This window comes from Desulfotruncus alcoholivorax DSM 16058 (assembly GCF_000430885.1).
In the GTDB taxonomy this organism is placed as follows: Bacteria; Bacillota; Desulfotomaculia; order Desulfotomaculales; family Desulfallaceae; genus Desulfotruncus; species Desulfotruncus alcoholivorax.
This window is the reverse complement of record NZ_AUMW01000021.1, coordinates 19,119-40,921: the sequence shown is the minus strand read 5'-3', so window position 1 is coordinate 40,921 and position 21,803 is coordinate 19,119. Positions and strand designations below refer to the sequence as shown.

Genomic DNA, 21,803 nt, shown 5'->3' with positions numbered 1-21,803 from the left:
CGGGTCTTTTTAATGCCCCGTCTTTAACAGGCGGGGCTAATCCCCCCGAAAGGAGTGAATGTAGTATGCAGCAATTAACCGAAAAGGAGTGTCTGGTGCTGGGGCTTATACCAAGCGGCTGCAGGCAGGCCATCCACAAGCACCGGCTGGCCAAACTGGCCGGCATGGACGAGCGCGGCGTAAGAGAAATTATTTATAACCTGGTAGTGCAACATGGCCTTCCTATTGGCAGTAGCACCGAGCCCGGGGCCGGCGGCTACTTTATCATAGAAAGCCTGGAAGATATGGAGATAGCAACCCGGCACTTAAAGCCCCGGGCCAAGAAAATATTTCTGCGCGCCAGGGCACTGGAGAAAATTGCACAGACGATGTTTGACCGGCAAGTAAAGCTGGTGCTGGAGGAATGAAAGCAAAGTTACAAGTTATAAAGCCAGTGGCATCCACCAGACCCGGACCAGCCAAATGTTTTGTTGAAACAATGGACAAGCTGGTCACACGAGTACAAGAATGGCTGGAATCGCCGCCGGATCATTGGGAAGAAAAAACCGCTTACGTTATTCTGGCACTGGCGGCAGGCTACATTTTGGTGAGGCTATGCGCTTTTTTGATTTGATATTTTAGGGGGATAAAATGGCCAACCCACAACCCGACGAATTCACCAGAATTTCCAACGAATTATTTGAGGCAATAATATTGTCCAACTTTAAAAAGCGGCAGCTGAATATTATCCTGCTGGTAATCCGTTTAAGTTACGGGTGTGGACACAAGTATGCCATTTTGCGACAGGCCGACTTCCAACTAATCGGCATAGATAAAAGCGACATTAAAAAAGAACTTAACCTGCTGGTTGAATCAGGCGTGTTATCTATATCCTTAACCGGCGAGCGTATAACGCTGAATAAAGACTATGAACGGTGGAGCATTCCCCGGGCGCAGCCCGGCGGGCAGGATAAATTTAAACAACTCCTGGCCAGAAACCTAATGGTGAAAACAACAACAGAAACAGTTGGTGAAACACCAGCTAACGCCAACCCGGAAGTTGGTAAAATACCAACCCCCACCGGCATACCGGTTGGTAAAATACCAACTAACCAGTTGGTAAAACACCAACCGGATGGTTGGCAAAATACCAACTCCGTAGTTGGTAAAACACCAACTCCTAAAACCCTGCAGGCCAACGGCGATAATTGCTCAGACTATACCGAAAGAAACATTAAAGAAACATTAAAGAAAAGTAAAGAAAAACAAACCTGTATGTATGACACCTACTTTGAAAAATTTTGGACTGTCTATCCCCGAAAAGTTGAAAAGCAGCGTGCTTATAGATGCTGGAAAATACGGATCAGGGAAGGTCTAGCGGAAGGCCTGACTATGGAAGGCCTGGTTAGGGACCTGGTGGACGCAGCAAAACATTATGCCTACGAATGCCAAAAAAATGGCACCCAGCAGCGTTACATCAAACTGGCCGCTACCTTTTTGGGGCCGGATAAACCATACATGGACTGGATTAATGCACCTGCAGCTAATGCCGCATCCAATAACCAATCAAATACCCAGCTGAATAAGAAAAAAGAATTAATTAGATCACTGTATAAGAGTTAGAGGACTGAGGAGTGGCAACATGCAGATCATTATCAAAGTAGATATAGTCACCGGCCAGGTGCTGGAAAACAATTTGCGCGAGTTTTGGGTTTGCCAGGGGATGTGCAGTTACCTGCCCGACCCGGTTTGGTGCCATAACCCGGCTTTTCATAGCCAGACCCTGGACAAAAAACCTGTCCCGCAGCTGGACGATGGGCTGGAACAAGCACTCCGGTATCGGGTGAAAAAATTCAACGGCAGCTGGCGGCAGCGCAAAAATAAACATGCCTGGAGCGATGCAGATATATTTCAGCTGGCCGTGCTCATGGGCCTTGAAAACAAAAAGCCCCAACATGCGGCGGTCCGGCTGGCCAGGTCTCCCCGGGCTTGCCAGTCTATGTTTATGAAATTAAAACAAGCGGGGGTGATCTGATTGGTATCTTTTGTTATTCCTGGCCGACCCGTGCCCAAGCAGCGTCCCCGGATGGGTAAAAACGGTGGCACCTTTGGGGACATTCCTCCGACCCATTTAAGGGAGGTGTGTCCCCTTACCTATAAACCCCGAAAAAAAGCCGGGAATACGAGCAGTCCATTGGCTGGGGGGGACGGCAGGCGTTTAAAAACCCCTACGACGGCCCGGTAAGCCTGCAGGTAAAGTTTACCTGGCCGAACCCGGGGGTGACCTCGACAAATACATTAAAAGCATCCAGGACGGGTTAAACGGTATCGCCTGGCGGGATGACCGGCAGGTTACCCGGCTGAAAGCGGGTTTATTTGTACGGCCCGGGGTGAAGGAACGGGCGGAAGTAATAATCCACAAAATATAATAAAGTTTTTTCCAAATAACCAAAGGTAATCTTTAAAAGGAGTGAGAATAAATGCATTATGCAGATTTTCAGGCTCGAATCAAAAAAATTGAAATTGTCAACAAAGTACTGGCTGACGGTTGGGCTCAATCTATCCGAGTGAGCCTGGAAGATATTGAACTGACCAATGAAAACTTATTAGAACTGCGCCAGTTCCGGCCCAATGAACAGGTAAAAGTTGTTATTGAACCAGTCCAACCCACCCTGTTTGACGTGACGGCACTGCAGACTCGAAATATTAACCGGCCCGGCACCGCTCCAAACCAGGAACTGGCCCTGGACGATGCAGGAGAAGATGAAAAGTTTCTAAATTTTACAGAAGAAGACCATGACGAACCATTACCCGGGAAAGTAGTACGGGAATTCAAAGTTTAGGAGGTGACGACGTGAAGATTGTACTGGAGATAGAAGAAAGATACTGCCTAATGAACGCTCTAAACATGGCCCGGTATTTTTACGAAAGAACCAACCAAATCGACCGGGCCGCAGAAGCCCAGCAGGTGCACGACTTACTGACCAGCGCCCGCGAAATACATGCCCATATATCTATGGAGGGCTGGACCCAAACCTATATCAAAGAATATAAAGAATTGCTGCAAAAGCGGGAAGCCAGGTTAAGGGGCAATGGAAAGGTGATTGAGATGTACCAGTTTGCGCCCGTTGATGAGGACGACCCCAACGAAGTTAGCGCGGACCAAGAGATCAGCAGAATAGCTCGGGAATGGGCCAGGGAAATAAAGAACAAAGACTAAAAAGCCCCTTATGGGGTTATTTTTTTTGCCCTGCCGTTCGAATCCGGCGTTCGATGATGCCAGGGGCCTTGTCCAGGTATCGAATATCCTCCGGCCGGCGCGGAACCAGATATTCCGGTGTGTTTATCCGTTAATGCCAGGGATCTGGCCGAGTATCGAACATCTTCCAATTAATCGGTTTCGGGCCGGTAAATATGCGTTATTGACCCACATTGTTGCTTTTTACTTATTGTACGCGTGAACATGTTCAATAACCTTCCGCAGCCTGGCGGAAGGGCGCGCGTGGTAGCGCGCGTGGGGCCGCAGCTGCGGCCCTTGCCCTCGGGGCGGCAACTGCCGCCTTTTTTTTGGCACGAGCCTTTGCGCGTTTAGGAACCATTAAAGCAGCGCGTATATGCGTTGCTACGATTGCGCGTTAGAAGGCCGCGGGCGAAAGCCGGCGGCCTGTTGGATGAGGTTGGGATGTGTGCCCGACCCGATATGCAGGCATTCATCCTGGGTGCACTTCCCAGCCGTTCCTTTTGAGGACCCCGAAGCATGACCCGAAAGCTACTGACCTCATGGCTGGCCGCACTCCGGGCCGGACCCCAAAGGTATACAGGATAAAACGGCCCGGTGTGTGGCCGACATGCACAGATCACCTACCACCCACGTTTCTCCCGGGCAAGCTGTTGCCGGCGCTGACCTGTGAGGATGACCACAAAGGCCGATAACACTTTGCCCGGCGGCAGTTTGTTTGCCAGATCCGTCTGCCACCCTTCCGCCGGTTAACACCACCCGGGTAAGGCGCACTTCGAAGTAGGGCGGTTAATTTTCCACTGTTTATAGCCCTGCTTCGATGTGCGCCGCGCCATAAGGAGGATCAGGTGAGCGTTACCACACAAGTGAGGCACACGACGGTCAAGGCCATGACCCCTATAGCATGACCCGTAAGTGGCCTGGGCCGTGGTGTGCCCGGGGCAAGCAGATCGGTGCAATCGGCAGCTGGTGCAATAGCCCAGCCCTTTGCAGCCGCGCCCCCGGTAGCCAACGTTGGCCACTAGCTTTTCGTGTAAAGTCTCAAGTTACCGGCGTAAAGTGCAAATCGTTCTGCTAAAAGTTTGGGTTGTGATGCGGGAGCGGCATAATGCAGCTGCATTAAGGCCACAGCCGCACCCCTCTGACCCAGCGCCATCCCTCCGTGGGCGGCGGGCAGCACGACCAAAAAAGGGGCGCCTTAGCGCCCTATAGCTCCGGCAACTGCCTGTGCGCGCTGCGCGCCGCGGCTGCCAGCCCCAACTCCGACATAGCTGCAAACGCCACATGCTTGCATAGCACCCCGCGCTTGATCGCATCTTCACAACCGCACCGTGCTATACCACAGCGGCCCCGCTGCTCAATAACCACCATGTACTCCTTACTGCCATGCCGCACGAAACCCTCTACCAGCCCTGCCTGCCGCATCCTGCACTTCCACTTCCAACCAGCCTGCATGCCAGCCAGCGCCCTACCAAACCGCCCATCATCAACTCTACCCAACAGCTTTCTTAACATTCTTCTAAACCTCCCGTTTTTCTACACACACCGCTGCCGGTGCCGGTGTCAAGGGACGGAGCAAAAAGAATTTTCGACCCAAAAGGTTGGCCAAAAAGCTGAAAATTGTTTTTGAGAAGGGCGCAGCACACCCTTGATGCCGGCATGCACCGGGGCTGGGCACACTTGCAACCAACCCTTTGTGAAAGCACAATCAGCTTGTTTGGCGGCGCAGCACACAACAGTAACTTTTTAGGCCAGGAAAACAAGACACTAACCTCACCTGGAAAGCATAGAACATTCGTGACACGTTACTAGTACAGTGGCAAGAGGGTTAGATAAAACCTTTCTACTGCGACGCCAAACTACGATATCACTAGCGTAGAAAGTATAGAACCTGCCCAGCCCCGGTGCAAGGCAGTGGTAGAATTGAAAGAGCGGGAGGGGGAGGCTACCACCCAGGTTTCGCCGGGCAGAGGCGAAGCCCATAAGGGGGTCCAGGGGGGCATGGCCCACCTGGCGGGGGGGAGCCCGAGGGGGGCGGTGCCCCCCTGCGGAAGATAACCTGACGGGCGGGCGGTAAAACCTGCGGCATCGCAATCAGGTATGGGCGTTGCCGACCCCAGAGCTGGCCAGTGTGACGGATAAGCTGGACCGATGAGCTAAGCCCCAAAGCAGCTTTTCCGGCACTCTGGCCGACATGCACGCAGGCCCGGGAGGAAACGATACGCAGGGTTCAATAAAAGCCACACATGACCAGGACCGACCAGAAAGGTTGACCCCATAGCTGGGCCTGGTGATGTGTGGCTTCCTCTTTCCTCAATCCGTTTTAGCAGGGGAAAAACGAGCGAGTTTATTACTGCATCATCAGGTGGCAAATGTCAAGCTCGCTCTGATCCGTAGAAACTTTAATATCACAAAAATTTTAAGTTCCTGCCACTTGGGTGTTATATCAATAGTTTATATTTATACTACGAAAGATAAAACTTGTTTTTCAGCCGTACATAGTTAAAGAAGAACGCTTAAATAGAGCGGCTAATTATCGTTGTCGCTACCACCGGTGTTTTAGCTATACCGAAACAAGTTGTTATTATCTTCAATGTATTACCAGTAAGGAGTGGTTAACAAATGCCTATGGATAAGGAAACAGCCAAGATGTCATTGAAAGAACGTGCCAACAATGTTAGAGAAACGCTAACAAATTACTGTGCGGTATTGCAATCTCAAAACCAGTGCCCCGGTGGGGTTAAATTCATCAAAGCCAACGGTGATTGCCCGTTTATTAAAGCAAAGATTAATTGCGACATCAGGGCGTTAAAAAAAGAAGTGGCAGAAATCGGTTCCCAATTGGCGGTTAAACAGGGTTCGCGAGAAACTGGCATTTATTCCGAAGAAAGACTACAAAAATATGTGGATACGCTGAACGGAATTAGCGGCGCACATACCTGGAATGAATGGAAACAAGTCCGGGCCGGGAAAAAATACGTAGATGTATTTGGCGTCCCGATAAAACCGGGCGAATACTATTATAAAAGAAAAACCGGCCCCAATAAGCCGGATGCGGTGATACTGTCCAGGTTATCTATGGACAGGCTGGTGTTTAGCTTATTTGATCATAATGATAATCTGGCAAACAATTTATCCAAATTAAGAAGAGAAAGGGATAGGGAGTTTATCGAAGCACATCTAAAAAATAGTTATTTAATGAGAAAATAGAATGCAATTAAAAACATAATAATAATTCACTTACCGGAGGATAAGCTATATGGGCTTAAAGGAAAAACAACTGGTCTTTCAACTTTATGAAAAGTCCTTAATTATCAGTAGAAATAGGTTAAATAATCAAAACATCGCCAGAGTTTATGATTATCGCGGAGTGGAACTGTGGCAGCCGTTACATTTTGAGAACACCGCAAAAGGCTTTCAAAGTTTGCTCCGCTGGATTAAAACAATTGTATCCGGTCAAAATCTCCCCATTAACAAGAATATTAACCTGGCTGAAAGTTTCGCCAATCAAAGAGAGTGCCGACCGCCTCGCCAGATCAAGACTAAAGTTGCATTGGAAGCATGAACATATAAAAAAACCCACGTAAAGAAAACATTTGATACGAACAATATAATGCGGGTGCAAAATACTCAAATAAAAAGAAAGGATGTGCGGAAAATGAAAAACAGGAAATGGCTCTTGACCTTAGTGGTCATAGCGCTGGGGATTGCCATTGTGGGGGTGGCCAACGCAGCTACCGTCAAGGCCAGCCAGACCGCGCCGGCCCAGGCTCCGGCGGCGGTGCAGACCAGTGTAACACCAGAGCAAGTGCAACAAATGATCCAGAATTGCTGGCAGCTTGACCAGACTATGGTTGACCAGTGGGTTAAAGCTACCGGGTTGAGTAAAGAAGATCTCCTTAAGATGGAGCAGGCCTGGATGCAGGGCGTAATGCAGCAAAACCCCAACCTGAACACCCAAAATGCGTTAAAAATGCAGCAGACCTGGATGCAAAATTACTTGGCCAATTACCAGCCGGCCAAGCAAGTTCAGCAGACCCAGCAGACCCAGCAACCCAAGCAAGTCCAGCAAAACGCAACTGCGCCCAGTAACCCGCCTGCCCAAGCCCCGCAATATAATAACAGCAACAGGCAGTATTATGGCTGGAATTGTTGGAACAACGGATACGGATACGGACGCGGATATTGTTGGTAAAAACCTCCTCCCCTTCCTCTATTGCAAAGCCGGGTAATCTCCCGGCTTTGTTTTTATAGTACTCTGTCCGTTTTTTCTGTTATGGAAAGCCTGTGTCGGCCTTTGGACATATTGGGGGGATTAATAACTACCGGTATTATTTGGCTTGACAAATTAATCTTATAAACTAGAATTTAAATATATGTCGAAATATGGTAAGCAATTATTTAGGGGGAAAATTAATGAGTATTCGCATTAAGCTGTTCGCAGGTTTTGCGATGATATTAACCATTTTCCTGGTTTTAAACATAGTGTCTTATACTCGTTTGGAGAACGTTGAACATATATTTACAGATTTCATCAAGCAGGACCTGGCGCTACTGAATGAAGCCAGAGATGTTGAGGTTTCTTTTATTGTATCGGAATCGGCTTTGCAAAGCTACTTATCGTTTGGCGATCAACAGCATTTAGATGAATATAAAAGCCTGGATGGCCAAACTGATAAGCATATTAACGAGCTTGATAAATTAGCCTATAAAGAACAAACTAAGCAATTAGCAAGTCAGATAAAAGATCGTATGGGGAAGTATGATGAGTATGTAAAGCAGGCTTTACTGCTAAAGCAATCAGGGAAAACGGTCGAGCTGCATAGATATCTAATGGACAACGAGTACATAGTAAAGGATTTCAACCAGGCGGTTAATAATTTAGTACAGTTTCAGGAAAAAGACAGTGTAGCCATGCAGCAAATGGTACAGGAAAAGGCCGATAAAACCAACCGGTTTATAATAATTCTTTCAGTGATTACCCTTTTGTTGGGTGTTACCATTGCGCTGCTGATTGGTAGAGCAATTGCCGTACCACTAAAAAATGTGGCCCGGGAAGCCAAGCGGATCTCCGGCGGGGATTTCTCCGGTGCCGATTTGGCGGTTAATTCCAGGGATGAACTGGGTGTCCTGGCCGCCACGTTTAATCAAATGCGTTCAAATATTAAAACAATGGTTCAGGGACTGGTTGATATCTCCGCTAAAATGACCGCGGCCATTGAAAACTTGTCCCATCAGGCCAGGCAGACGGCTGCAGCCGCCAATGAAAATGCCTCCACCACCAGCGAGATTTCCGCTTTGGTGGATCAGGTTACCAAGCATACGCAGCATGTGGCGGCAGTTTCTGATAACACGGCCCAACGAGCAGAAGCCGGGGCGCAAGAGATCGAGCGGGTAAACCAACAAATGCAAGTTATTATCAGGTCCAGCAACCAGGCCAACCAGGTGTTAAATGAGCTGGCGGAGACTTTGGGGCAGGTAAATCAAATTGTTGAACTGATTACCCAAATCGCCGATCAGACCAACCTGCTGGCTTTAAATGCGGCTATCGAGGCGGCCCGGGCCGGTGAGCAGGGCAGGGGTTTTGCTGTGGTGGCCGAAGAGGTGCGCAAGCTGGCGGAACAATCGGGCAATGCCGCCGGGGAAATAAACAAGCTGATTAATAATGTACAGCAAGGTTCGGCGCGGGCGGTGGCGGCCATGTGTGAAGGTAACGCCAGGGTGCGGGATGGCGCGGTGGTGATTGATGAGGTTGGTGACGGTTTCAAGTCCATCATAGATGCCATCAGTGGTCTATTCGGGCAGGTGCAAGACCTGGCCGCGGCAACACAGCAAATCTCCGCCGGGGTGCAAAATGTGGCGGCCACCACTGAAGAACAAACCGCCGCAGTTGAGGAAGTATCGGCGGCCACCGGTGAGCTGACCAAAATGGCCCATGAGCTTAAAACTATGGCCGGACGGTTTAACATCTAACTTTAAAATTGACTGGTTTTTATTTATGGCCGATAAAAACATATATTAAATGAATGGCAAGCACCGGGAATAAATTTAATTCTTCCCCGGTGTTATTTTTTATAAGCAGTTTAAAGGTTGGTTGTAGGAACCGGTCGGAATAAAGAATACTATCCAATTTACCGGGCAGAATAAAGAAAACTGCTTTCGAGGTGATCCTTGTTATGATGGAAGACAGGCTGACGAGAGGATTTTTTGCCGGGCTGTCCGGGGGAATTGTCATGAGTTTACTGGACTACATTTCTTTTTATCTGCATTTTGGCAAGGAACGGCTGTTGGACTATGCGGCGGAGATAATTTTGGGTCACCGGGCGGCGTCCCTGATTGAAGCCTTAATCGGCCAGGGGGCGCAGCTTTTATTTGCTGGTGTATTGGGGGTAGTATTCAGCTATTTTATCATTAACGTAAAGAGTAAGAATTACTTGTTTAAAGGCTGGCTTTACGGAGTTACGATATGGTTTGCCATTTATACCGTGGGACGTCTTTTTGGTACGCTGGAGCACCTACCCTGGCAAACGGCAACATCAAATGTTATCACTGCTTCGGTTTTCGGCCTGGTGCTGGCGGCCACGCTGCATTGGATGGATCAGACCGTGGAAACTTAAACACCCTTTTTAAGATAATACACCACCTGGATTAGTATAAACGCCGTGGAGCTGATTTTAAAAAAATTGCTTGAAGCGAGGTGGACTTTTGCAGCTCAAAGACAGGTTAAGCAGAGGGTTCATTGCCGGGCTGATTGCCGGATTAATAATGTACATATTAGATTATATATCATATTACCTGTTGCATTTTCAAAGGAACGTATTTTGGAATTTGCCGCAGAGCTAATTTATAAGCATCATGCCCTAATTTTTACCCAGGTTGTGATTGCTAAAAGCGCGCAACTATTATTCGCAGGTATATTGGGTATGGTGTTTGTTTATTTAATCTTTAATCAAAAGGGCAGGCGCTATTTATTCGAAGGTTTGATATACGGAATTTTGGTGTGGTTCGCTATTTATGCTTTAGGCCGCCGGTTAAATGTTCTGGGAGATGTAACTATCCAGATAGCGATATCATACATTATCACTTCTTCGATCTTTGGTTTGGTGCTGGCTGAAACGCTGCGCTAGCTGGGCCGACGGGTGGAAACTTGAATAAAATATGGCATAAAATTACATATAAATTACCCACGTAAACTCCTCCTGTCATACGAAAACTTATCCCAAGGAACAAGATTAAGTTCCAAAAAAGTTTAGGAGGTAGTAGTACATGAAAAAAAGAATTCGGATGTTCATTATCACCGGGGCATTAATTGGTTCTATGGCCTTTGGCGGAGCCGCGATGGCTTATTCAGGCGGTAACAACGGGAGTAATTATTCCAACTGGAACCAATCTAGCAAAAAGTACACCTACAATTACAATCATAACAATAATGGTTACTGGTACAATTGTGGTTGGGGTTGGGGTAATGGTAATGGTAATGGTTGGGGTTGGGGCTGCTGGTAGGCTGCCAATTAAAAGGAGCTGCTTTAAAAAGCAGTTCTTTTTTTTGCCCGCCAGCCAGCTTCAAAGTGACATTACATGCCAATTATCAAAAAAATTTAAGTCCATAGCAATGCCTTTTTGATTAAAAATAATAAGATGCTTATATATATAATTAGTTTATTAATCAAATAATAATATTTCATGTAACTCTGAGGAGCTATTGAACATTTCTATGCTTATAAAGAAATAAACAAAAAAGGCAGGCTGGGTAACCTGCCTTCACGCTTACATGACCACCGGCTTTAAACATCATTGGCAATGGGCAGGGCTATGGTGAAAACCGCCCCTTCGCCCAATACACTATCCACCGTAATTGTCCCGCCGTGCAGCTCGGCAATCCGCCTGGCAATGGCAAGGCCCAGCCCCGTGCCCCCCGCACCCCTGGCCCTGGACTTATCAACTTTGTAGAACCTCTCCCAGATATTTTCCATTTCGTCCGGCGGGATGCCCGGACCGTTGTCGGCCACACTGAGCAATACCAGGTCATCTTTTTGCTCTTCCCTGATTGCCACCCGGCCCCCCGGCCGGGTGTGCGCAATGGCGTTGCCGATCAGGTTAGTCATCACCTGCTTGAGCCGGTCGATATTGCCGTAAACAGTAACCCCTTTGTCTTTAATGGTCACGGTTAAATCTATATTCTTCTCCCGGGCCAGGCTCATAAAATTCCCCGCCGTGACCATAACCAGCTTGGAAATCAATACATACTCCATATCGGCCAGGGTTGGCCCGGCCTCCAGGGCTTTCAAGTCCAGCAGGTCGTTTACCAGGCGCTTCAGCCGCTTGGATTCCTCCAAAACATTTTTAAGGTAAAAATCCTTTTCCTTTTCCCCTTTAACCAGCCCGTCCAAAATTGCCTCCGAAAAACTCTGGATGACGGTCAGCGGTGTGCGCAGTTCATGGGAAACATTGGAGACAAACTCCTGCCTGGTTTTATCCAGCCGCTCGATGGCCTCAATTTTTTCCTTTAACTGTAAAGACATATTGTTGAGCGAAGAAGCCAGTTTCCCCACTTCGTCATTGGTAACCACGGGCACCTGTTTGCCGAATTCGCCGGCGGCAATGGCATGGGCCACTGCTTCCATGTTTAACAGCGGCCTGGTCATGGTCTTTAAGATAAACACGCTGAGGATCGTGGCCAGCCCCATGCCCAGCAGGGCACCCCAAAAGGAAATTTGCCTGATGTTTTTTATTTGCTGCTCCAGGGGTGCCAGGGGGCTGTAGATCACCACGGCCCCGGTAATTTTATTGCGATCTTTGACCGGCACGGCAACCAGGAAAACGTCAACCGGGTAGTTATTCACCTTGCCGGAATGGATGATATTTTCCCCCTGCAATACCCTCGCTAAAAACTCTTTATCCAAAATAACGTGGTCATGTTCCTCATGCTGCGTCTTCTGGGCCGTGGTTAAATCACCGTCCCGGTTATAAATTAAAATGGTGGCGTTTAAAAACTGGGCCAGAATGCGCAACCGTTCATTAACCACTTCCGGTGATGATTTGTCTTTAATGATGGTGGATACCTCTTTGGCCTCATAAATAAAAAACTGGGCCTGCTGGTTATAGATTAATGACTTGATTTGATTGGACTGGATGATAATCGAAACAGACAGAACAATTAAAATCAGGGTAACAATAAGCACCCAGAACTTAACTACAATACTGTTTTTTATTGACCATCTTCCGGTTGAAATTTGTAACCCACCCCCCGGACGGTTTGGATAAAACCGCTGCTGCCGCCCTGCTCCTCGATTTTATATCTTAATCTGTTGATGTGCGTGTCCACAGTACGGGTATCCCCGCAATAATCAAAACCCCAAACCTGCTCCAGCAGCTCGTCCCGGGTATAAACCCTGCCGGGGGCCTGAACGAGCAAGTGAATCAAATCGAATTCTTTTAAAGTGAGTTTGATTTCCCGGTTATTGACCTCCACCTGTCGCGTCACTGCATTTATAGCCAGCCCCGGAAACTTGTAGGTATAAGTTTCGGATTGCTTGCTTTCCGACCGGCGCAGCACCGCCTTGACCCTGGCCACCAGTTCGCGCGGGCTGAAAGGTTTGACGATGTAGTCATCAGCCCCCAGCTCCAGCCCCAGGATACGGTCGTTTTCTTCGCCTTTTGCGGTAAGCATGATCACCGGCACCGCGGTATTTTTGCGAATGTATTTGCAGGCCGTCCAGCCGTCTATCGCCGGCATCATCAGATCCAGAATAATTAAATCTATTTGGGCTTCGCTTAGCTGTTTAATCGCCGCCTCGCCGTTTTCCACTTCAATAACCTGGAAATCCTCGGCTTCTAAGTACAACCGCACTACGCTTCTAATGCGCGGGTCATCATCGGCTATCATCACCATATTGGACAAAGTATCCCCACCACCTAAAAAATAGTACCTGCAGATAGATAGATTATTATAAACCAATTTTGTTACAGAAGTTATTAAGTAGTTTAACATTTTTATTACAATCGAACCTCAAATGTCACAAAAATGTTAAGTTTAGATAACGTGCCGGACAAGTTGAGCAATTATACTAAAAAAACAAGTAAAGCGCGCCCAATCGGTTCCCTTTATGCGCGCTTTACAGTACTTTCTTCCCTACTCCTGGCCATATATATGGCCAGGTTAGTTTTAAAAAAGTACAAGTAAAGGAGGCATCCTGTATGAATAAAGCTGCCGGGTGCATTTTATTGATTGGCATTTTAATCGTGGGGATTGCCCTCTACGGCATGAAAACGGTTTCGGCGAATCAAATCAACACCAATCCCGATGTATACCTCAATACTGATATAATGCCGGCCCGGCCTGCAGCAACCGCAGCCGGACAGGGTGATTTAAATAAACAGAATCAAAAACAGAACAACTTAAAAAACAGCCAGGTGCAGGAAACAAGCAATATAAACCCAAAATCGGGCAGTTCAGCCAATGTTTCAGATTCACCGCCCAGGCAGCAAACAAATAATGTAAATCCCGTCCCCCCTGTGCCCGCATATCCATCTTACGTGGCCGGTCCCGGAACAACGGGCGGAAAGCCGGGCAATACCAGCGCCGGTAGCCCCAAGCAGCAACCAGACGTGAATAATGCTCCCCAAACCTATTACGGTTATTGGGACCGGGACGGGTGCTGGTAATTTTTTAATGTTTCGAACATATTTGCAAAGCGGAGTGATGGCCTTGAACGACAGCACCGCCTTAAACCTGATTAATTCAGCTCAAAAGGGCGACCGCCTGGCCCGGGAAGAATTAATCAAGCAATACAAACCTTTTATCCAAAAGGCTAGCTTTAATGTTTGCAAAAGACCTTTAAGCTGGGAAAATGATGACGAGTTAAGTATTGCGTTAATTGCCTTTAATGATGCCATAAACTCGTACAACCCGGACAAGGGAGCCAGTTTTTTCAACTTTGCCCGCGGGCTGATCAGTCAAAGGCTAATTGATTATTTTAGAAAAGAGGCAAGACATCAGCACCAGCCTTTATCCGGTTTTAACGCAGAAGAGGAGATGGAGATCAGCCTCGTGGAATGTGCCCGTGACAGGGAAAATCACCAGTTGCAAACTGAACAGGAGGAGTTGGCGGAAACGATGCTGGAATTGGACCGGCGGCTGGGGGAATTCGGCACATCATTGGACGAGCTGGCCGATATTTGCCCTAGGCACCGGGATGCCCGGGAAAAATTAGTGCGGGTGGCCAGGGTCTTATGCAGCGATCTAAATTTGGTGGATACATTGCGCAAAAATAAACGGCTGTCGGCCAAAGAACTGGCCCGGGCGGCCAAAGTCAGCAAACGTATACTGGAGAACGGGCGCAAATACATAATTGCCCTGGCGGTGATCATGACCGAGGAAAGATTCTCGGCGCTGAAACATTTTGCCGGGCTGGATGAGTAGCGGAAAAGGAATAGTTTACCCGTGCAGGTAAAAGTCATCGTGGCCAAAGTTAATCAACAAGCCTCCTCCAAAGGAAAGCCGGTAAAAATGGCTTTCCTGTTTTTTTTAGTATTTACCCATCTAATAAAGACATGTTTTTCGAATATTGTTGAACAGGAGGTGGCTCTTTTGTTATATGATCAAAATAGGAAGATGGTATCATTGGCTCAAAGTGACCCCTACGCCCGCAATTTTTTGCTTATACGCAATGAAGGTTTTGTGAAAAAAATTTCCGCCAATATTTGCAGCCGCTTTAGACAAACAAGTAGCGATGAAGTAATGGAAATTGCCTTTAGTGCTTTTGATGAAGCCATTGATATATTTCCCAAAACGAAGGAAAGACATTTTTTAAGCTTTGCCCGCAGGGTTATTGAATTACGCCTATATGAACATTTTGAAAGAGCAGGTAAATTGAGCGGCCTGGACATAATAAACGCTGCATCTACAAATGTTATCCCGTTGATTCAAAAACCTGAAGCTGAAGACAGAAGCCAAAAAATACTCGACCTTTGGGAAAAACATAAGCATGTATTGCAAGAGCATGGTGTTTGTTATGAAGACCTGTTGAGAACTAACGAAAAGCAGGATGAGCGCTGGCCGTGGAAAGTTCGCAATTGGCTTAAAAATTTAGTCTATAAAAATGATGTGGGTTAAATGGCGCTAAATCTATACAGCCACATCCCTTTTCTCCACTTCGGAAGCGGAAATAAAGCAGAAAAATGCTTCGGCTTTATTTCCGTTTCCGAATATATTGCCGCCTGTAAGTGATGCCTATTACCAGAGGCAGCTTATCCGTTCTTGTAGATTCCTATGGTGCCAATCTTTGCACTTCAATGTATTGAGCAATGGTATGATCGATAGCCATTGTTGTGTTGCCTATCTTGAATACCAATGATGGTGATTTCCGGATAACTTTAACGGGCATACCCGGTAATAATCCCATTGCCATTATTTTTTTTAAAACGCCGGTATTTTGCGTGTTAATTCCCGTGATCATGCCTGCAATTCCCGTATCAAGACTTAATAATAGATTTGATTTGATCTGATCTGAAAATTGACCGAGACTTTTAGGTAAGTTTGCCGCCTGGCCCACACTCATTTTTATTCCCATTCCTTTCGCTTCGCTCAAGGCACAAAACATGATGAAATGTATTGGCCCCGGGCTATTCTTTTATTATTCTAAGACATAGGGATAACAGTTAACTACAAATCACGGGGAGGTGAGTGGGCCGCTTCAATATCGGAGTGACCGCATTTTTATATGTGAAGATTGCCTTTCCAAGCACAAATAAGTGTGACTTCGAGCACGCAGACTTATCTTTGTATAAACAATACTCGTTTATTGCCAGGCAATCAGTCAATGCTGTCTATCCCCGTAATTTTTTGAAAGGAATTTTATCTATGGCGTTAAAAATCGTTTACCAAATTTGTTGTGGCATTGATGTTCACAAAACTTTCGTTGTTGCTTGTATTGCTTCTACTAATAAAGGGGTTACAACTTACAAAAGCCATCGCTTTTCTACCTTTACAAAAGGATTGAAAGAGCTGTTACAGTGGCTTTGTGATAACAACTGTAAGGATGTTTGTATGGAATCTACCGGGAAGTACTGGATTCCCGTGTTTAATGTACTTGAAGATTCCTGCAATATCACGCTGGCACATCCCAAATATGTCAAAGCAATACGTGGTAAAAAAACTGACAAAAAGGATGCTAAATGGATTGCCGATCTTTTTAAACATGACCTTATAGCTGGAAGCTTTATGCCACCTCTTGCTATCAGGCAGCTTCGTGACCTTATGCGTTACCGCTTTAAACTTACCAACTTTATGTCAAGCGAGAAAAACCGGCTTCAAAACTGTTTAACTGTATCCAATATTCAGCTTGGAAATGTTGTTTCGGATACTTTTGGCAAAAGTTCTATGAACATTATTAACAGGCTTCTTGCAAACCCTTTGGATAATAGTTTTGACATTGCACCTCTTATTCACAGTTCTATGAAGAATAAGCTCCCCGAATTGGAGCTTGCTATTGACGGTTTAATCACGCCTGAACAAGCTGAAAAACTTAAAGTTATTAAACAGCATTATGAAGATCTTAAGTTACGAAAGGCTGATCTTGAAAAAATTATCCTTTCCCTTTCCGCACCCTACGCAGAAGAAATTAATCTGATCTTAACTGTTCCGTCCTTTAAGAACATCTTTTCAGCCATAACAGTGGTCTCTGAAATAGGTGCCAATATGGACGTGTTCCCGACAGCTAAGCATATATGCTCCTGGGCAGGGCTTACACCTACGAATAACGAAAGTGCCGGAAAGAAAAAGTCAGTAAGGATTTCAAGAGCTGGCTGTTACTTAAAGCCACTCCTGGTACAGTGTGCTACCGCTGTAGTTAAAAGCGCAAAGCATCCTGAAATCCGTAACCGCTATTTAAGACTTAAAAAGCGTCGTGGCCATAAACGGGCAATCATTGCAATTGCAAGAATGCTCCTTACTGCTATTTACAATATCCTCAAAAAGAAAGAACTGTATAATTCTGATTTATATAGAAAAGCTGATGTTCTTCCAGTAACCCGTGAAATAACAGTAGAACAAGCAATTTTATTGGCTAAAACCCAAGGTTACCGCATTATGACGGCGTCCTGATCTCTTCTAATCCATACTTTTCTTTTTAAGTCATCATTGGGTGGCTTATTTGCTATGTCCGTTACTTTACAGGTAACCCCAGACAACTCTTTTCAGACTTTCTCCCTCCATTTCTTAATCAGCTTGATTAAACCGGCTTCGGGAACCATCTCATAATTACACCTGGGGCATTTTATTTTTTTACAGCAGCTGCTCATGGCACACCCGCAGCAGCCTTGCCTGGACTCATCCGCATCAAATTCCATACTGCAAAAACTGCATTTCATCAAATCCCTCCGATCAATTTTAATAACTGGTTAAATGTATACCCCGCCAGGAAAGCGAAGGGAAAAATAAATCCGGCGATGGCCAGGGCGGTTTTGAGGCCCCGCTCTTTAAGCATCATGCTGAACTGAGCGATACAGGGGACAAAAAGAGTTAACGTTGCCGCCGCCACCACCAGCTGAGTTGTAGTCAAGGCCCCGCTTTGCTGCAGGTCGAATAGCCCTGCGGCGCCGTAATCCCGCCGGAAGAAACCGAATAAAAAGGCTACTGCGGCGTCGGGGGGCAGGCCGATAAGTTCCATGACCGGTTCCAGGGCCTTGATTACAAGATCGAATAAACCCGTAAGTTTCCCGGCCCAAATGAGTACACTGGCCAGAATAAAAATCGGTAAAATTTCAAGGAAGTACCACTGCATCCGGGTGTAAGTTTTGCTGAAAACATTGGCTAACGTGGGCATTCTGAGCGGCGGTACTTCCATGTAAAACAACGGTTTCTCGCCGGGCATTAATTTCGCCGTCAGGTAGCCGATAAACAGGAAGACCAGGGAAATAAAGATCACCCATGCGGCCAGGGCCTGGGGCTTACCCGACAAAAGGGCCAAAATGACTCCCAGCTGAGCGGAACAAGGGATGGCCAGGGCCAGTAAAAGGGTAGATATCACCCGTTCCCTTTTAGTTTCCAGGGTTCTGGTAACCATTGTGGCCATAGTGTCACAACCGAATCCAAGGGCCATCGGGATAACGGCCCGGCCGTTTAAGCCGATCTTTTTAAAGATCCGGTCCACCAGCAAGGCCAGGCGGGGTAAATAACCCGAATCCTCGATAATGGAAAAAGCGATAAAAAAGGTTCCCACAATAGGCAGGATAATGGCGATGGCGTACCTGACGCCCAAAGTTATAATCCCGTAATCATTGGCGATCAAATCCTGGATAGCCGGCCAGGGTATGTACCGGTCGGTCAAAGCGTTCACCAAAGGGTTGATATACCTTTCAAAAATATCAGCCTCCAGGAAGTCCACCAGGGTTCCCGCGCCAAAAACTCCCACAAACTGATACAGGCCGAAATACAACACCAACAGCAAAATCGGAATTCCGGTCACGGGGGTAATGGTTAACTTGTTAAGTAACTCGGAGAAACTATTGGTTTCTGTATTATTTCTTTCTTTTACATGAGCTGTTACCAAGTCATTTACCAGTTCTTGTTTTTTGATCGTAATAACATAGTTCAGTGGCTGGTCAAAGGACGCTGCGGTTGCTGTAATAATCTCTTGAATATGGGAGAAAGAATTCTCCCTCGCCTTGACCATCTCGTAGATTTCCTCATCGTTTTGTAACAGAAGCAAGGCTATAGTCCTTCGGGAAAGCCGATAAGAATGTTTTAAACTGCCCTCGATTTTCTCCAGTGCGGCCCGTATTGCATCGCCATAATTTATATCACTAGCTAATAAGTCTGGCATTTTCTTTGATCACCCTTTTCAGTTCTTCTATACCCGTGCCTTTAATAAAAACTGCACTGATTACCGGAATACCCAGGCTTTTTTCCAGACCGGGTAAGTCAATTTCCAGGCCCAGCTTTTTCGCTTCGTCCATCATGTTTAATACCAAAATTACGGGCAGTCCGGACTCAATTAGCTGCAGCGTCAGCGGCAGCATTCTTTGGATGTTCTTGGCGTCTACCACGTGGACCACTGCTTCGGGGTGCTCATTGAGCAATAACCTGCGGGAAACTGCTTCCTCTTCAGTGATCGGCAGCAGGGAATACATGCCGGGAGTATCCACCACTTCGAAATATTCGTCTCCGATTTTACCCCTGCCCCGGGACACTTCAACGGTCGTACCCGGGTAGTTTGATACGGTTACATAAGCCCCGGTTAAACGGTTAAACAAAACACTTTTACCCACGTTGGGGTTACCCACCAAAACAATCTTTTTCAGGCCGTGAAATTCCAATGGATTTTGTTCTCCTCCGCAGCATTTACTGCGCTTTTTAAACTTTTTAAGCATTGAGACAGCCTCCCTTGACTAATAATGATAATCGTTATCATTTATATACTAAACCTTACCGCATAAATGTTACAACTATGTGACAGTTGTTTAACATTTTTGTGACATTGGAAAAGTCCCGGATTTTTAATGGTTGCACATTAGCAGTGACGATTTGTCACAAATAATTTAAATTGTTGTAACACTGCTAATACATTAATAAGTTATATTTATAACCAGCACCTTTCCTCTTAATTCCCTGTGGGGGCGGGAAAACTCGCCCCTATTCCCCCTTTTTTAATAGCGTCAGCCGAATACTTATTTTTGTTTGGTTCCGTACATAACTTAATTAATTCTGGAGGTGCAACATGAGAAAAAACATGCGCGTATTGGCTACCACCGGAACGATAGTCAAGATAGACGTGGAAAACGGTTTAATCGGGGTAAGTGATGCTTTGGGTCATGTGACAAATTACAATATTACGCCATCAAACTTGTTTGATACCGACGGTAGTCACATACTTATTGATGATCTGCGGCCGGGAGATCGATTACTAATAAACGGGACGGGATACAGGATGATGATGAAGGTAATGAGAGCAGCTATTTGTATGTGAGGAGTATTAGTATGAGAATATTGAGCTATTTATGTAAATGGATGGAAATAAACCTGGAGCAGCCTTTCTACCAGGCGGAAATGATGGCTGTCGAGATAGCTCTTCAGGATGAACACAAAAAGGCTAAATCATAATCAAAATTAATTAAATAAGACAACCTCTTTCTTGAAATTTACCCACATAAAATCACATCTGGTTTCGAAAATTTATACAAGCGGAATCATAGTCTTGAATGATGATGTATTTGTCGGACCGGATGTTGGTGGAAAAGGGGTAGTGGGACATGCGGGTAAAAGCCATCGTGGCCAAAGTTGATCAAGAAAACGGAGTAATGGTGGTTTTTACAGCTGACAAGCAAATCAGGCGCCTGCCTTTGCCTGGCGTTGTCCCGCCCTTAGGGGCAACTATAGAAGTTGATTTGCCTGCTGAAAAAAGGGCTATCGGCGGCCTGCTGCATACCAAATGGCTGGCGGCCGCCGCCGTGCTGCTGGTGGTGCTGGCCATCGGCATGTTCGGCACATTTGGTGTAACGCCCGTATCCGCCTATGTTACCCTGGACATGAAACCCAGTTTGCAATTAGCCGTAGATGACCGGGGAAAAATAACGGAGGTTACCGCGCTTAATGAAGCGGGTAAAGCCCTGTTGGATCAACTGGATTTAAAAAATAAAGATGTTTACCTGGCTGTTAGGGAAATCGTTCAAAATGCCGGTAAAGCGGGCTACTTAGACGGCCAAAAAGATAATATTGTGATGGCCGGCATCACTAAGGCCAGTGGTTCATCCAGTTATCGGATTAACGAAGCTAAACTCCGCACCATTATCCATGATGAACTGAGCGCCAGACATTACCCCGGCTATGTGGTGGTAAACGTGGCCGACAGTGACCAGTGGCAAAGCGCCAAGCAATCAGGCTACTCGGTAAACCAGGTCATTATGTCGGAGCGGGCCAGGGAAAATGGTGTCAATATAGACCAGCAGGAGTTACAAAACCAGGGTCTCGCGCAGGTAATGGAAGACCATCAGGCGGATATACCCCGGTGGTTTGGGGAGAACAGCTGTGAGGTAACCTGGCCGGGCCGTAATTCAGCCGGCCAACCCACAGCAACAAACAACTCCCGGCCTGCCGGGGAAGATGAAGGTAATGAGGAACATGGAGAGCAAACATGGCGGCCCACAAGCCCACCAGCCGGCCAAACCAATGCCAATACACAAAATGGGGCACTAAATTTTTCTGATGATGACGGCTGCGCTTCACCGGATCAACATGCAGCAGTTACAGGGCAGATGGACGGGCAAAATGCCGCCTGGCAGTCTTCGGCACCAAATAACACCATGCCTGCCGGGGAACATGACAGCAATGACAGAGTTGATCAAAATAACTATCAGGATAATTATCAGGATAGTTATCAGGATAATGAAAGATCAGAATCCCATAGCTGGGATTGATCATCAGCTGTTTAACATATAGTTAGTGTAATGCCAGCAACATAAACCTCCTTTGTGGGGCGGTTAAATCCGCCCCGCCCCCTTTTTGATGCGCAGAGGTTAAAATTAACTTGTTGACGCATAATAAAACCAGCATCCCCGGCCTGTTAAGTGCTGGTAATGTATTTTACGA

General features: G+C 46.6%; 31 protein-coding genes. 22 read left to right on the top strand and 9 right to left on the bottom strand.

Features of this window, described 5'->3' with window-relative positions; translation table 11 throughout:
* Positions 1-65 precede the first annotated feature (65 nt).
* From H569_RS0111370 to H569_RS0111340, 7 genes are all read left to right on the top strand, one after another.
* Positions 66-407 carry a hypothetical protein gene (locus H569_RS0111370; RefSeq protein WP_027365090.1) on the top strand — a complete coding sequence of 114 codons (342 nt, stop codon included), beginning with the start codon at positions 66-68 and terminating at the stop codon, positions 405-407.
* Entirely contained in the window at positions 404-613 is a 210-nt protein-coding gene (locus H569_RS0111365; protein ID WP_027365089.1) for a hypothetical protein, read from the top strand. The genes H569_RS0111370 and H569_RS0111365 overlap by 4 nt, the downstream gene beginning before the upstream one ends.
* A gap of 17 nt (positions 614-630) precedes the next feature.
* Positions 631-1,602 (top strand): replication protein, encoded by a 972-nt coding sequence (locus H569_RS0111360; RefSeq protein ID WP_027365088.1) that lies wholly within the window; start codon positions 631-633, stop codon positions 1,600-1,602.
* Positions 1,603-1,621: 19 nt separating this feature from the next.
* A complete protein-coding gene (locus H569_RS0111355; RefSeq protein ID WP_027365087.1) occupies positions 1,622-2,014 on the top strand; it encodes a hypothetical protein in 393 nt (130 codons plus the stop codon).
* 229 nt (positions 2,015-2,243) lie between these two features.
* Positions 2,244-2,408 (top strand): RusA family crossover junction endodeoxyribonuclease, encoded by a 165-nt coding sequence (locus H569_RS23500; RefSeq protein ID WP_081410991.1) that lies wholly within the window; start codon positions 2,244-2,246, stop codon positions 2,406-2,408.
* 51 nt (positions 2,409-2,459) lie between these two features.
* On the top strand, positions 2,460-2,822 hold the full coding sequence (locus tag H569_RS23140) for a hypothetical protein (protein ID WP_027365085.1): 363 nt from the start codon (positions 2,460-2,462) through the stop codon (positions 2,820-2,822).
* 11 nt (positions 2,823-2,833) lie between these two features.
* Entirely contained in the window at positions 2,834-3,199 is a 366-nt protein-coding gene (locus tag H569_RS0111340; RefSeq protein ID WP_027365084.1) for a hypothetical protein, read from the top strand.
* Between the two features lie 558 nt (positions 3,200-3,757).
* Here the strand turns inward: H569_RS0111340 and H569_RS0111335 are convergent.
* The 3 genes from H569_RS0111335 to H569_RS0111325 form a co-directional block, all read right to left on the bottom strand.
* Entirely contained in the window at positions 3,758-3,955 is a 198-nt protein-coding gene (locus tag H569_RS0111335; RefSeq protein WP_157833524.1) for a hypothetical protein, read from the bottom strand.
* 283 nt (positions 3,956-4,238) lie between these two features.
* The gene (locus H569_RS23355; protein WP_257720107.1) at positions 4,239-4,373 is read right to left on the bottom strand and encodes a hypothetical protein; all 135 of its coding nucleotides are present in this window, start codon (positions 4,371-4,373) and stop codon (positions 4,239-4,241) included.
* Positions 4,374-4,423: 50 nt separating this feature from the next.
* Complete coding sequence (locus H569_RS0111325; protein WP_027365082.1) at positions 4,424-4,732, bottom strand: SWIM zinc finger family protein; 309 nt, start codon at positions 4,730-4,732, stop codon at positions 4,424-4,426.
* 408 nt (positions 4,733-5,140) lie between these two features.
* Here H569_RS0111325 and H569_RS23350 point away from each other — a divergent pair, with 408 nt between their 5' ends.
* From H569_RS23350 to H569_RS22560, 8 genes are all read left to right on the top strand, one after another.
* Positions 5,141-5,275: a hypothetical protein gene (locus H569_RS23350; protein ID WP_257720106.1), complete on the top strand. Its 135-nt coding sequence runs from the start codon at positions 5,141-5,143 to the stop codon at positions 5,273-5,275.
* Positions 5,276-5,839: 564 nt separating this feature from the next.
* Positions 5,840-6,427, top strand: a complete 588-nt coding sequence (locus H569_RS0111310; RefSeq protein ID WP_027365080.1) for a hypothetical protein — start codon at positions 5,840-5,842, stop codon at positions 6,425-6,427.
* 49 nt (positions 6,428-6,476) lie between these two features.
* The gene (locus tag H569_RS0111305; protein ID WP_027365079.1) at positions 6,477-6,782 is read left to right on the top strand and encodes a hypothetical protein; all 306 of its coding nucleotides are present in this window, start codon (positions 6,477-6,479) and stop codon (positions 6,780-6,782) included.
* Positions 6,783-6,875: 93 nt separating this feature from the next.
* On the top strand, positions 6,876-7,412 hold the full coding sequence (locus H569_RS0111300) for a hypothetical protein (protein ID WP_027365078.1): 537 nt from the start codon (positions 6,876-6,878) through the stop codon (positions 7,410-7,412).
* Between the two features lie 221 nt (positions 7,413-7,633).
* Positions 7,634-9,190 (top strand): methyl-accepting chemotaxis protein, encoded by a 1,557-nt coding sequence (locus tag H569_RS0111295; protein WP_027365077.1) that lies wholly within the window; start codon positions 7,634-7,636, stop codon positions 9,188-9,190.
* Between the two features lie 203 nt (positions 9,191-9,393).
* Positions 9,394-9,834: a YqhR family membrane protein gene (locus H569_RS0111285; RefSeq protein WP_114679293.1), complete on the top strand. Its 441-nt coding sequence runs from the start codon at positions 9,394-9,396 to the stop codon at positions 9,832-9,834.
* Positions 9,835-10,140: 306 nt separating this feature from the next.
* Positions 10,141-10,344: a hypothetical protein gene (locus tag H569_RS22565; RefSeq protein ID WP_157833523.1), complete on the top strand. Its 204-nt coding sequence runs from the start codon at positions 10,141-10,143 to the stop codon at positions 10,342-10,344.
* Between the two features lie 139 nt (positions 10,345-10,483).
* The gene (locus tag H569_RS22560) at positions 10,484-10,720 is read left to right on the top strand and encodes a hypothetical protein (RefSeq protein WP_157833522.1); all 237 of its coding nucleotides are present in this window, start codon (positions 10,484-10,486) and stop codon (positions 10,718-10,720) included.
* Positions 10,721-11,001: 281 nt separating this feature from the next.
* Here H569_RS22560 and H569_RS0111270 read toward each other — a convergent pair whose 3' ends face one another.
* Entirely contained in the window at positions 11,002-12,399 is a 1,398-nt protein-coding gene (locus H569_RS0111270; RefSeq protein ID WP_027365073.1) for a sensor histidine kinase, read from the bottom strand.
* A gap of 26 nt (positions 12,400-12,425) precedes the next feature.
* Positions 12,426-13,109 (bottom strand): response regulator transcription factor, encoded by a 684-nt coding sequence (locus H569_RS0111265; protein ID WP_034630364.1) that lies wholly within the window; start codon positions 13,107-13,109, stop codon positions 12,426-12,428.
* Positions 13,110-13,414: 305 nt separating this feature from the next.
* Here H569_RS0111265 and H569_RS0111260 point away from each other — a divergent pair, with 305 nt between their 5' ends.
* From H569_RS0111260 to H569_RS0111250, 3 genes are read left to right on the top strand one after another with little or no spacing between them, the layout of a single operon-like run.
* Positions 13,415-13,882, top strand: a complete 468-nt coding sequence (locus tag H569_RS0111260; RefSeq protein ID WP_027365071.1) for a hypothetical protein — start codon at positions 13,415-13,417, stop codon at positions 13,880-13,882.
* Positions 13,883-13,925: 43 nt separating this feature from the next.
* Positions 13,926-14,639: an RNA polymerase sigma-I factor gene (gene sigI / locus H569_RS0111255; protein WP_051273599.1), complete on the top strand. Its 714-nt coding sequence runs from the start codon at positions 13,926-13,928 to the stop codon at positions 14,637-14,639.
* Positions 14,640-14,678: 39 nt separating this feature from the next.
* Positions 14,679-15,332: a hypothetical protein gene (locus H569_RS0111250; protein ID WP_157833520.1), complete on the top strand. Its 654-nt coding sequence runs from the start codon at positions 14,679-14,681 to the stop codon at positions 15,330-15,332.
* Between the two features lie 154 nt (positions 15,333-15,486).
* On the opposite strand, the gene H569_RS21855 is transcribed toward H569_RS0111250, so the two are convergent.
* Complete coding sequence (locus H569_RS21855; protein WP_207637553.1) at positions 15,487-15,789, bottom strand: FeoA family protein; 303 nt, start codon at positions 15,787-15,789, stop codon at positions 15,487-15,489.
* Positions 15,790-16,079: 290 nt separating this feature from the next.
* Between H569_RS21855 and H569_RS0111240 the strand changes: the two genes are divergently transcribed.
* Positions 16,080-17,321: an IS110 family RNA-guided transposase gene (locus tag H569_RS0111240; RefSeq protein ID WP_027365067.1), complete on the top strand. Its 1,242-nt coding sequence runs from the start codon at positions 16,080-16,082 to the stop codon at positions 17,319-17,321.
* Between the two features lie 92 nt (positions 17,322-17,413).
* On the opposite strand, the gene H569_RS22775 is transcribed toward H569_RS0111240, so the two are convergent.
* Genes H569_RS22775 through H569_RS0111225 form a run of 3 tightly spaced genes read right to left on the bottom strand, consistent with a single transcriptional unit; the run spans position 17,414 to position 19,588 of the window.
* On the bottom strand, positions 17,414-17,587 hold the full coding sequence (locus H569_RS22775; protein ID WP_169726465.1) for a hypothetical protein: 174 nt from the start codon (positions 17,585-17,587) through the stop codon (positions 17,414-17,416).
* Entirely contained in the window at positions 17,587-19,041 is a 1,455-nt protein-coding gene (locus H569_RS0111230) for a ferrous iron transporter B (RefSeq protein WP_027365066.1), read from the bottom strand. Before H569_RS0111230 ends, H569_RS22775 begins: the two co-directional genes overlap by 1 nt.
* Positions 19,022-19,588, bottom strand: coding sequence for a FeoB small GTPase domain-containing protein (locus tag H569_RS0111225; RefSeq protein ID WP_027365065.1), 567 nt, complete (start codon positions 19,586-19,588; stop codon positions 19,022-19,024). The genes H569_RS0111230 and H569_RS0111225 overlap by 20 nt, the downstream gene beginning before the upstream one ends.
* 347 nt (positions 19,589-19,935) lie before the next feature.
* Between H569_RS0111225 and H569_RS0111220 the strand changes: the two genes are divergently transcribed.
* From H569_RS0111220 to H569_RS0111210, 3 genes are all read left to right on the top strand, one after another.
* The gene (locus H569_RS0111220; RefSeq protein WP_027365064.1) at positions 19,936-20,184 is read left to right on the top strand and encodes a hypothetical protein; all 249 of its coding nucleotides are present in this window, start codon (positions 19,936-19,938) and stop codon (positions 20,182-20,184) included.
* An 11-nt stretch (positions 20,185-20,195) separates the two neighbouring features.
* Positions 20,196-20,318, top strand: a complete 123-nt coding sequence (locus H569_RS23345; protein ID WP_257720105.1) for a hypothetical protein — start codon at positions 20,196-20,198, stop codon at positions 20,316-20,318.
* A gap of 149 nt (positions 20,319-20,467) precedes the next feature.
* Positions 20,468-21,631, top strand: coding sequence for an anti-sigma-I factor RsgI family protein (locus H569_RS0111210; protein WP_027365063.1), 1,164 nt, complete (start codon positions 20,468-20,470; stop codon positions 21,629-21,631).
* Positions 21,632-21,803: the final 172 nt, after the last annotated feature.

Coding starts and splice junctions, on each gene's coding strand:
- H569_RS0111210 (WP_027365063.1), top strand. CDS start 20,468: ATGCGGGTAAAAGCCATCGTGGCCAAAGTTGATCAAGAAAACGGAGTA.
- H569_RS0111265 (WP_034630364.1), bottom strand. CDS start 13,109: ATGGTGATGATAGCCGATGATGACCCGCGCATTAGAAGCGTAGTGCGG.
- H569_RS22775 (WP_169726465.1), bottom strand. CDS start 17,587: ATGAAATGCAGTTTTTGCAGTATGGAATTTGATGCGGATGAGTCCAGG.
- H569_RS0111285 (WP_114679293.1), top strand. CDS start 9,394: ATGATGGAAGACAGGCTGACGAGAGGATTTTTTGCCGGGCTGTCCGGG.
- H569_RS23345 (WP_257720105.1), top strand. CDS start 20,196: ATGAGAATATTGAGCTATTTATGTAAATGGATGGAAATAAACCTGGAG.
- H569_RS0111360 (WP_027365088.1), top strand. CDS start 631: ATGGCCAACCCACAACCCGACGAATTCACCAGAATTTCCAACGAATTA.
- H569_RS0111230 (WP_027365066.1), bottom strand. CDS start 19,041: ATGCCAGACTTATTAGCTAGTGATATAAATTATGGCGATGCAATACGG.
- H569_RS0111220 (WP_027365064.1), top strand. CDS start 19,936: ATGAGAAAAAACATGCGCGTATTGGCTACCACCGGAACGATAGTCAAG.
- H569_RS21855 (WP_207637553.1), bottom strand. CDS start 15,789: ATGGGAATAAAAATGAGTGTGGGCCAGGCGGCAAACTTACCTAAAAGT.
- H569_RS0111260 (WP_027365071.1), top strand. CDS start 13,415: ATGAATAAAGCTGCCGGGTGCATTTTATTGATTGGCATTTTAATCGTG.
- H569_RS0111295 (WP_027365077.1), top strand. CDS start 7,634: ATGAGTATTCGCATTAAGCTGTTCGCAGGTTTTGCGATGATATTAACC.
- H569_RS0111225 (WP_027365065.1), bottom strand. CDS start 19,588: ATGCTTAAAAAGTTTAAAAAGCGCAGTAAATGCTGCGGAGGAGAACAA.
- H569_RS0111355 (WP_027365087.1), top strand. CDS start 1,622: ATGCAGATCATTATCAAAGTAGATATAGTCACCGGCCAGGTGCTGGAA.
- H569_RS23355 (WP_257720107.1), bottom strand. CDS start 4,373: ATGGCGCTGGGTCAGAGGGGTGCGGCTGTGGCCTTAATGCAGCTGCAT.
- H569_RS0111370 (WP_027365090.1), top strand. CDS start 66: ATGCAGCAATTAACCGAAAAGGAGTGTCTGGTGCTGGGGCTTATACCA.
- H569_RS0111365 (WP_027365089.1), top strand. CDS start 404: ATGAAAGCAAAGTTACAAGTTATAAAGCCAGTGGCATCCACCAGACCC.
- H569_RS0111300 (WP_027365078.1), top strand. CDS start 6,876: ATGAAAAACAGGAAATGGCTCTTGACCTTAGTGGTCATAGCGCTGGGG.
- H569_RS0111240 (WP_027365067.1), top strand. CDS start 16,080: ATGGCGTTAAAAATCGTTTACCAAATTTGTTGTGGCATTGATGTTCAC.
- H569_RS0111305 (WP_027365079.1), top strand. CDS start 6,477: ATGGGCTTAAAGGAAAAACAACTGGTCTTTCAACTTTATGAAAAGTCC.
- H569_RS22560 (WP_157833522.1), top strand. CDS start 10,484: ATGAAAAAAAGAATTCGGATGTTCATTATCACCGGGGCATTAATTGGT.
- H569_RS0111325 (WP_027365082.1), bottom strand. CDS start 4,732: ATGTTAAGAAAGCTGTTGGGTAGAGTTGATGATGGGCGGTTTGGTAGG.
- H569_RS0111310 (WP_027365080.1), top strand. CDS start 5,840: ATGCCTATGGATAAGGAAACAGCCAAGATGTCATTGAAAGAACGTGCC.
- H569_RS22565 (WP_157833523.1), top strand. CDS start 10,141: ATGGTGTTTGTTTATTTAATCTTTAATCAAAAGGGCAGGCGCTATTTA.
- H569_RS23140 (WP_027365085.1), top strand. CDS start 2,460: ATGCATTATGCAGATTTTCAGGCTCGAATCAAAAAAATTGAAATTGTC.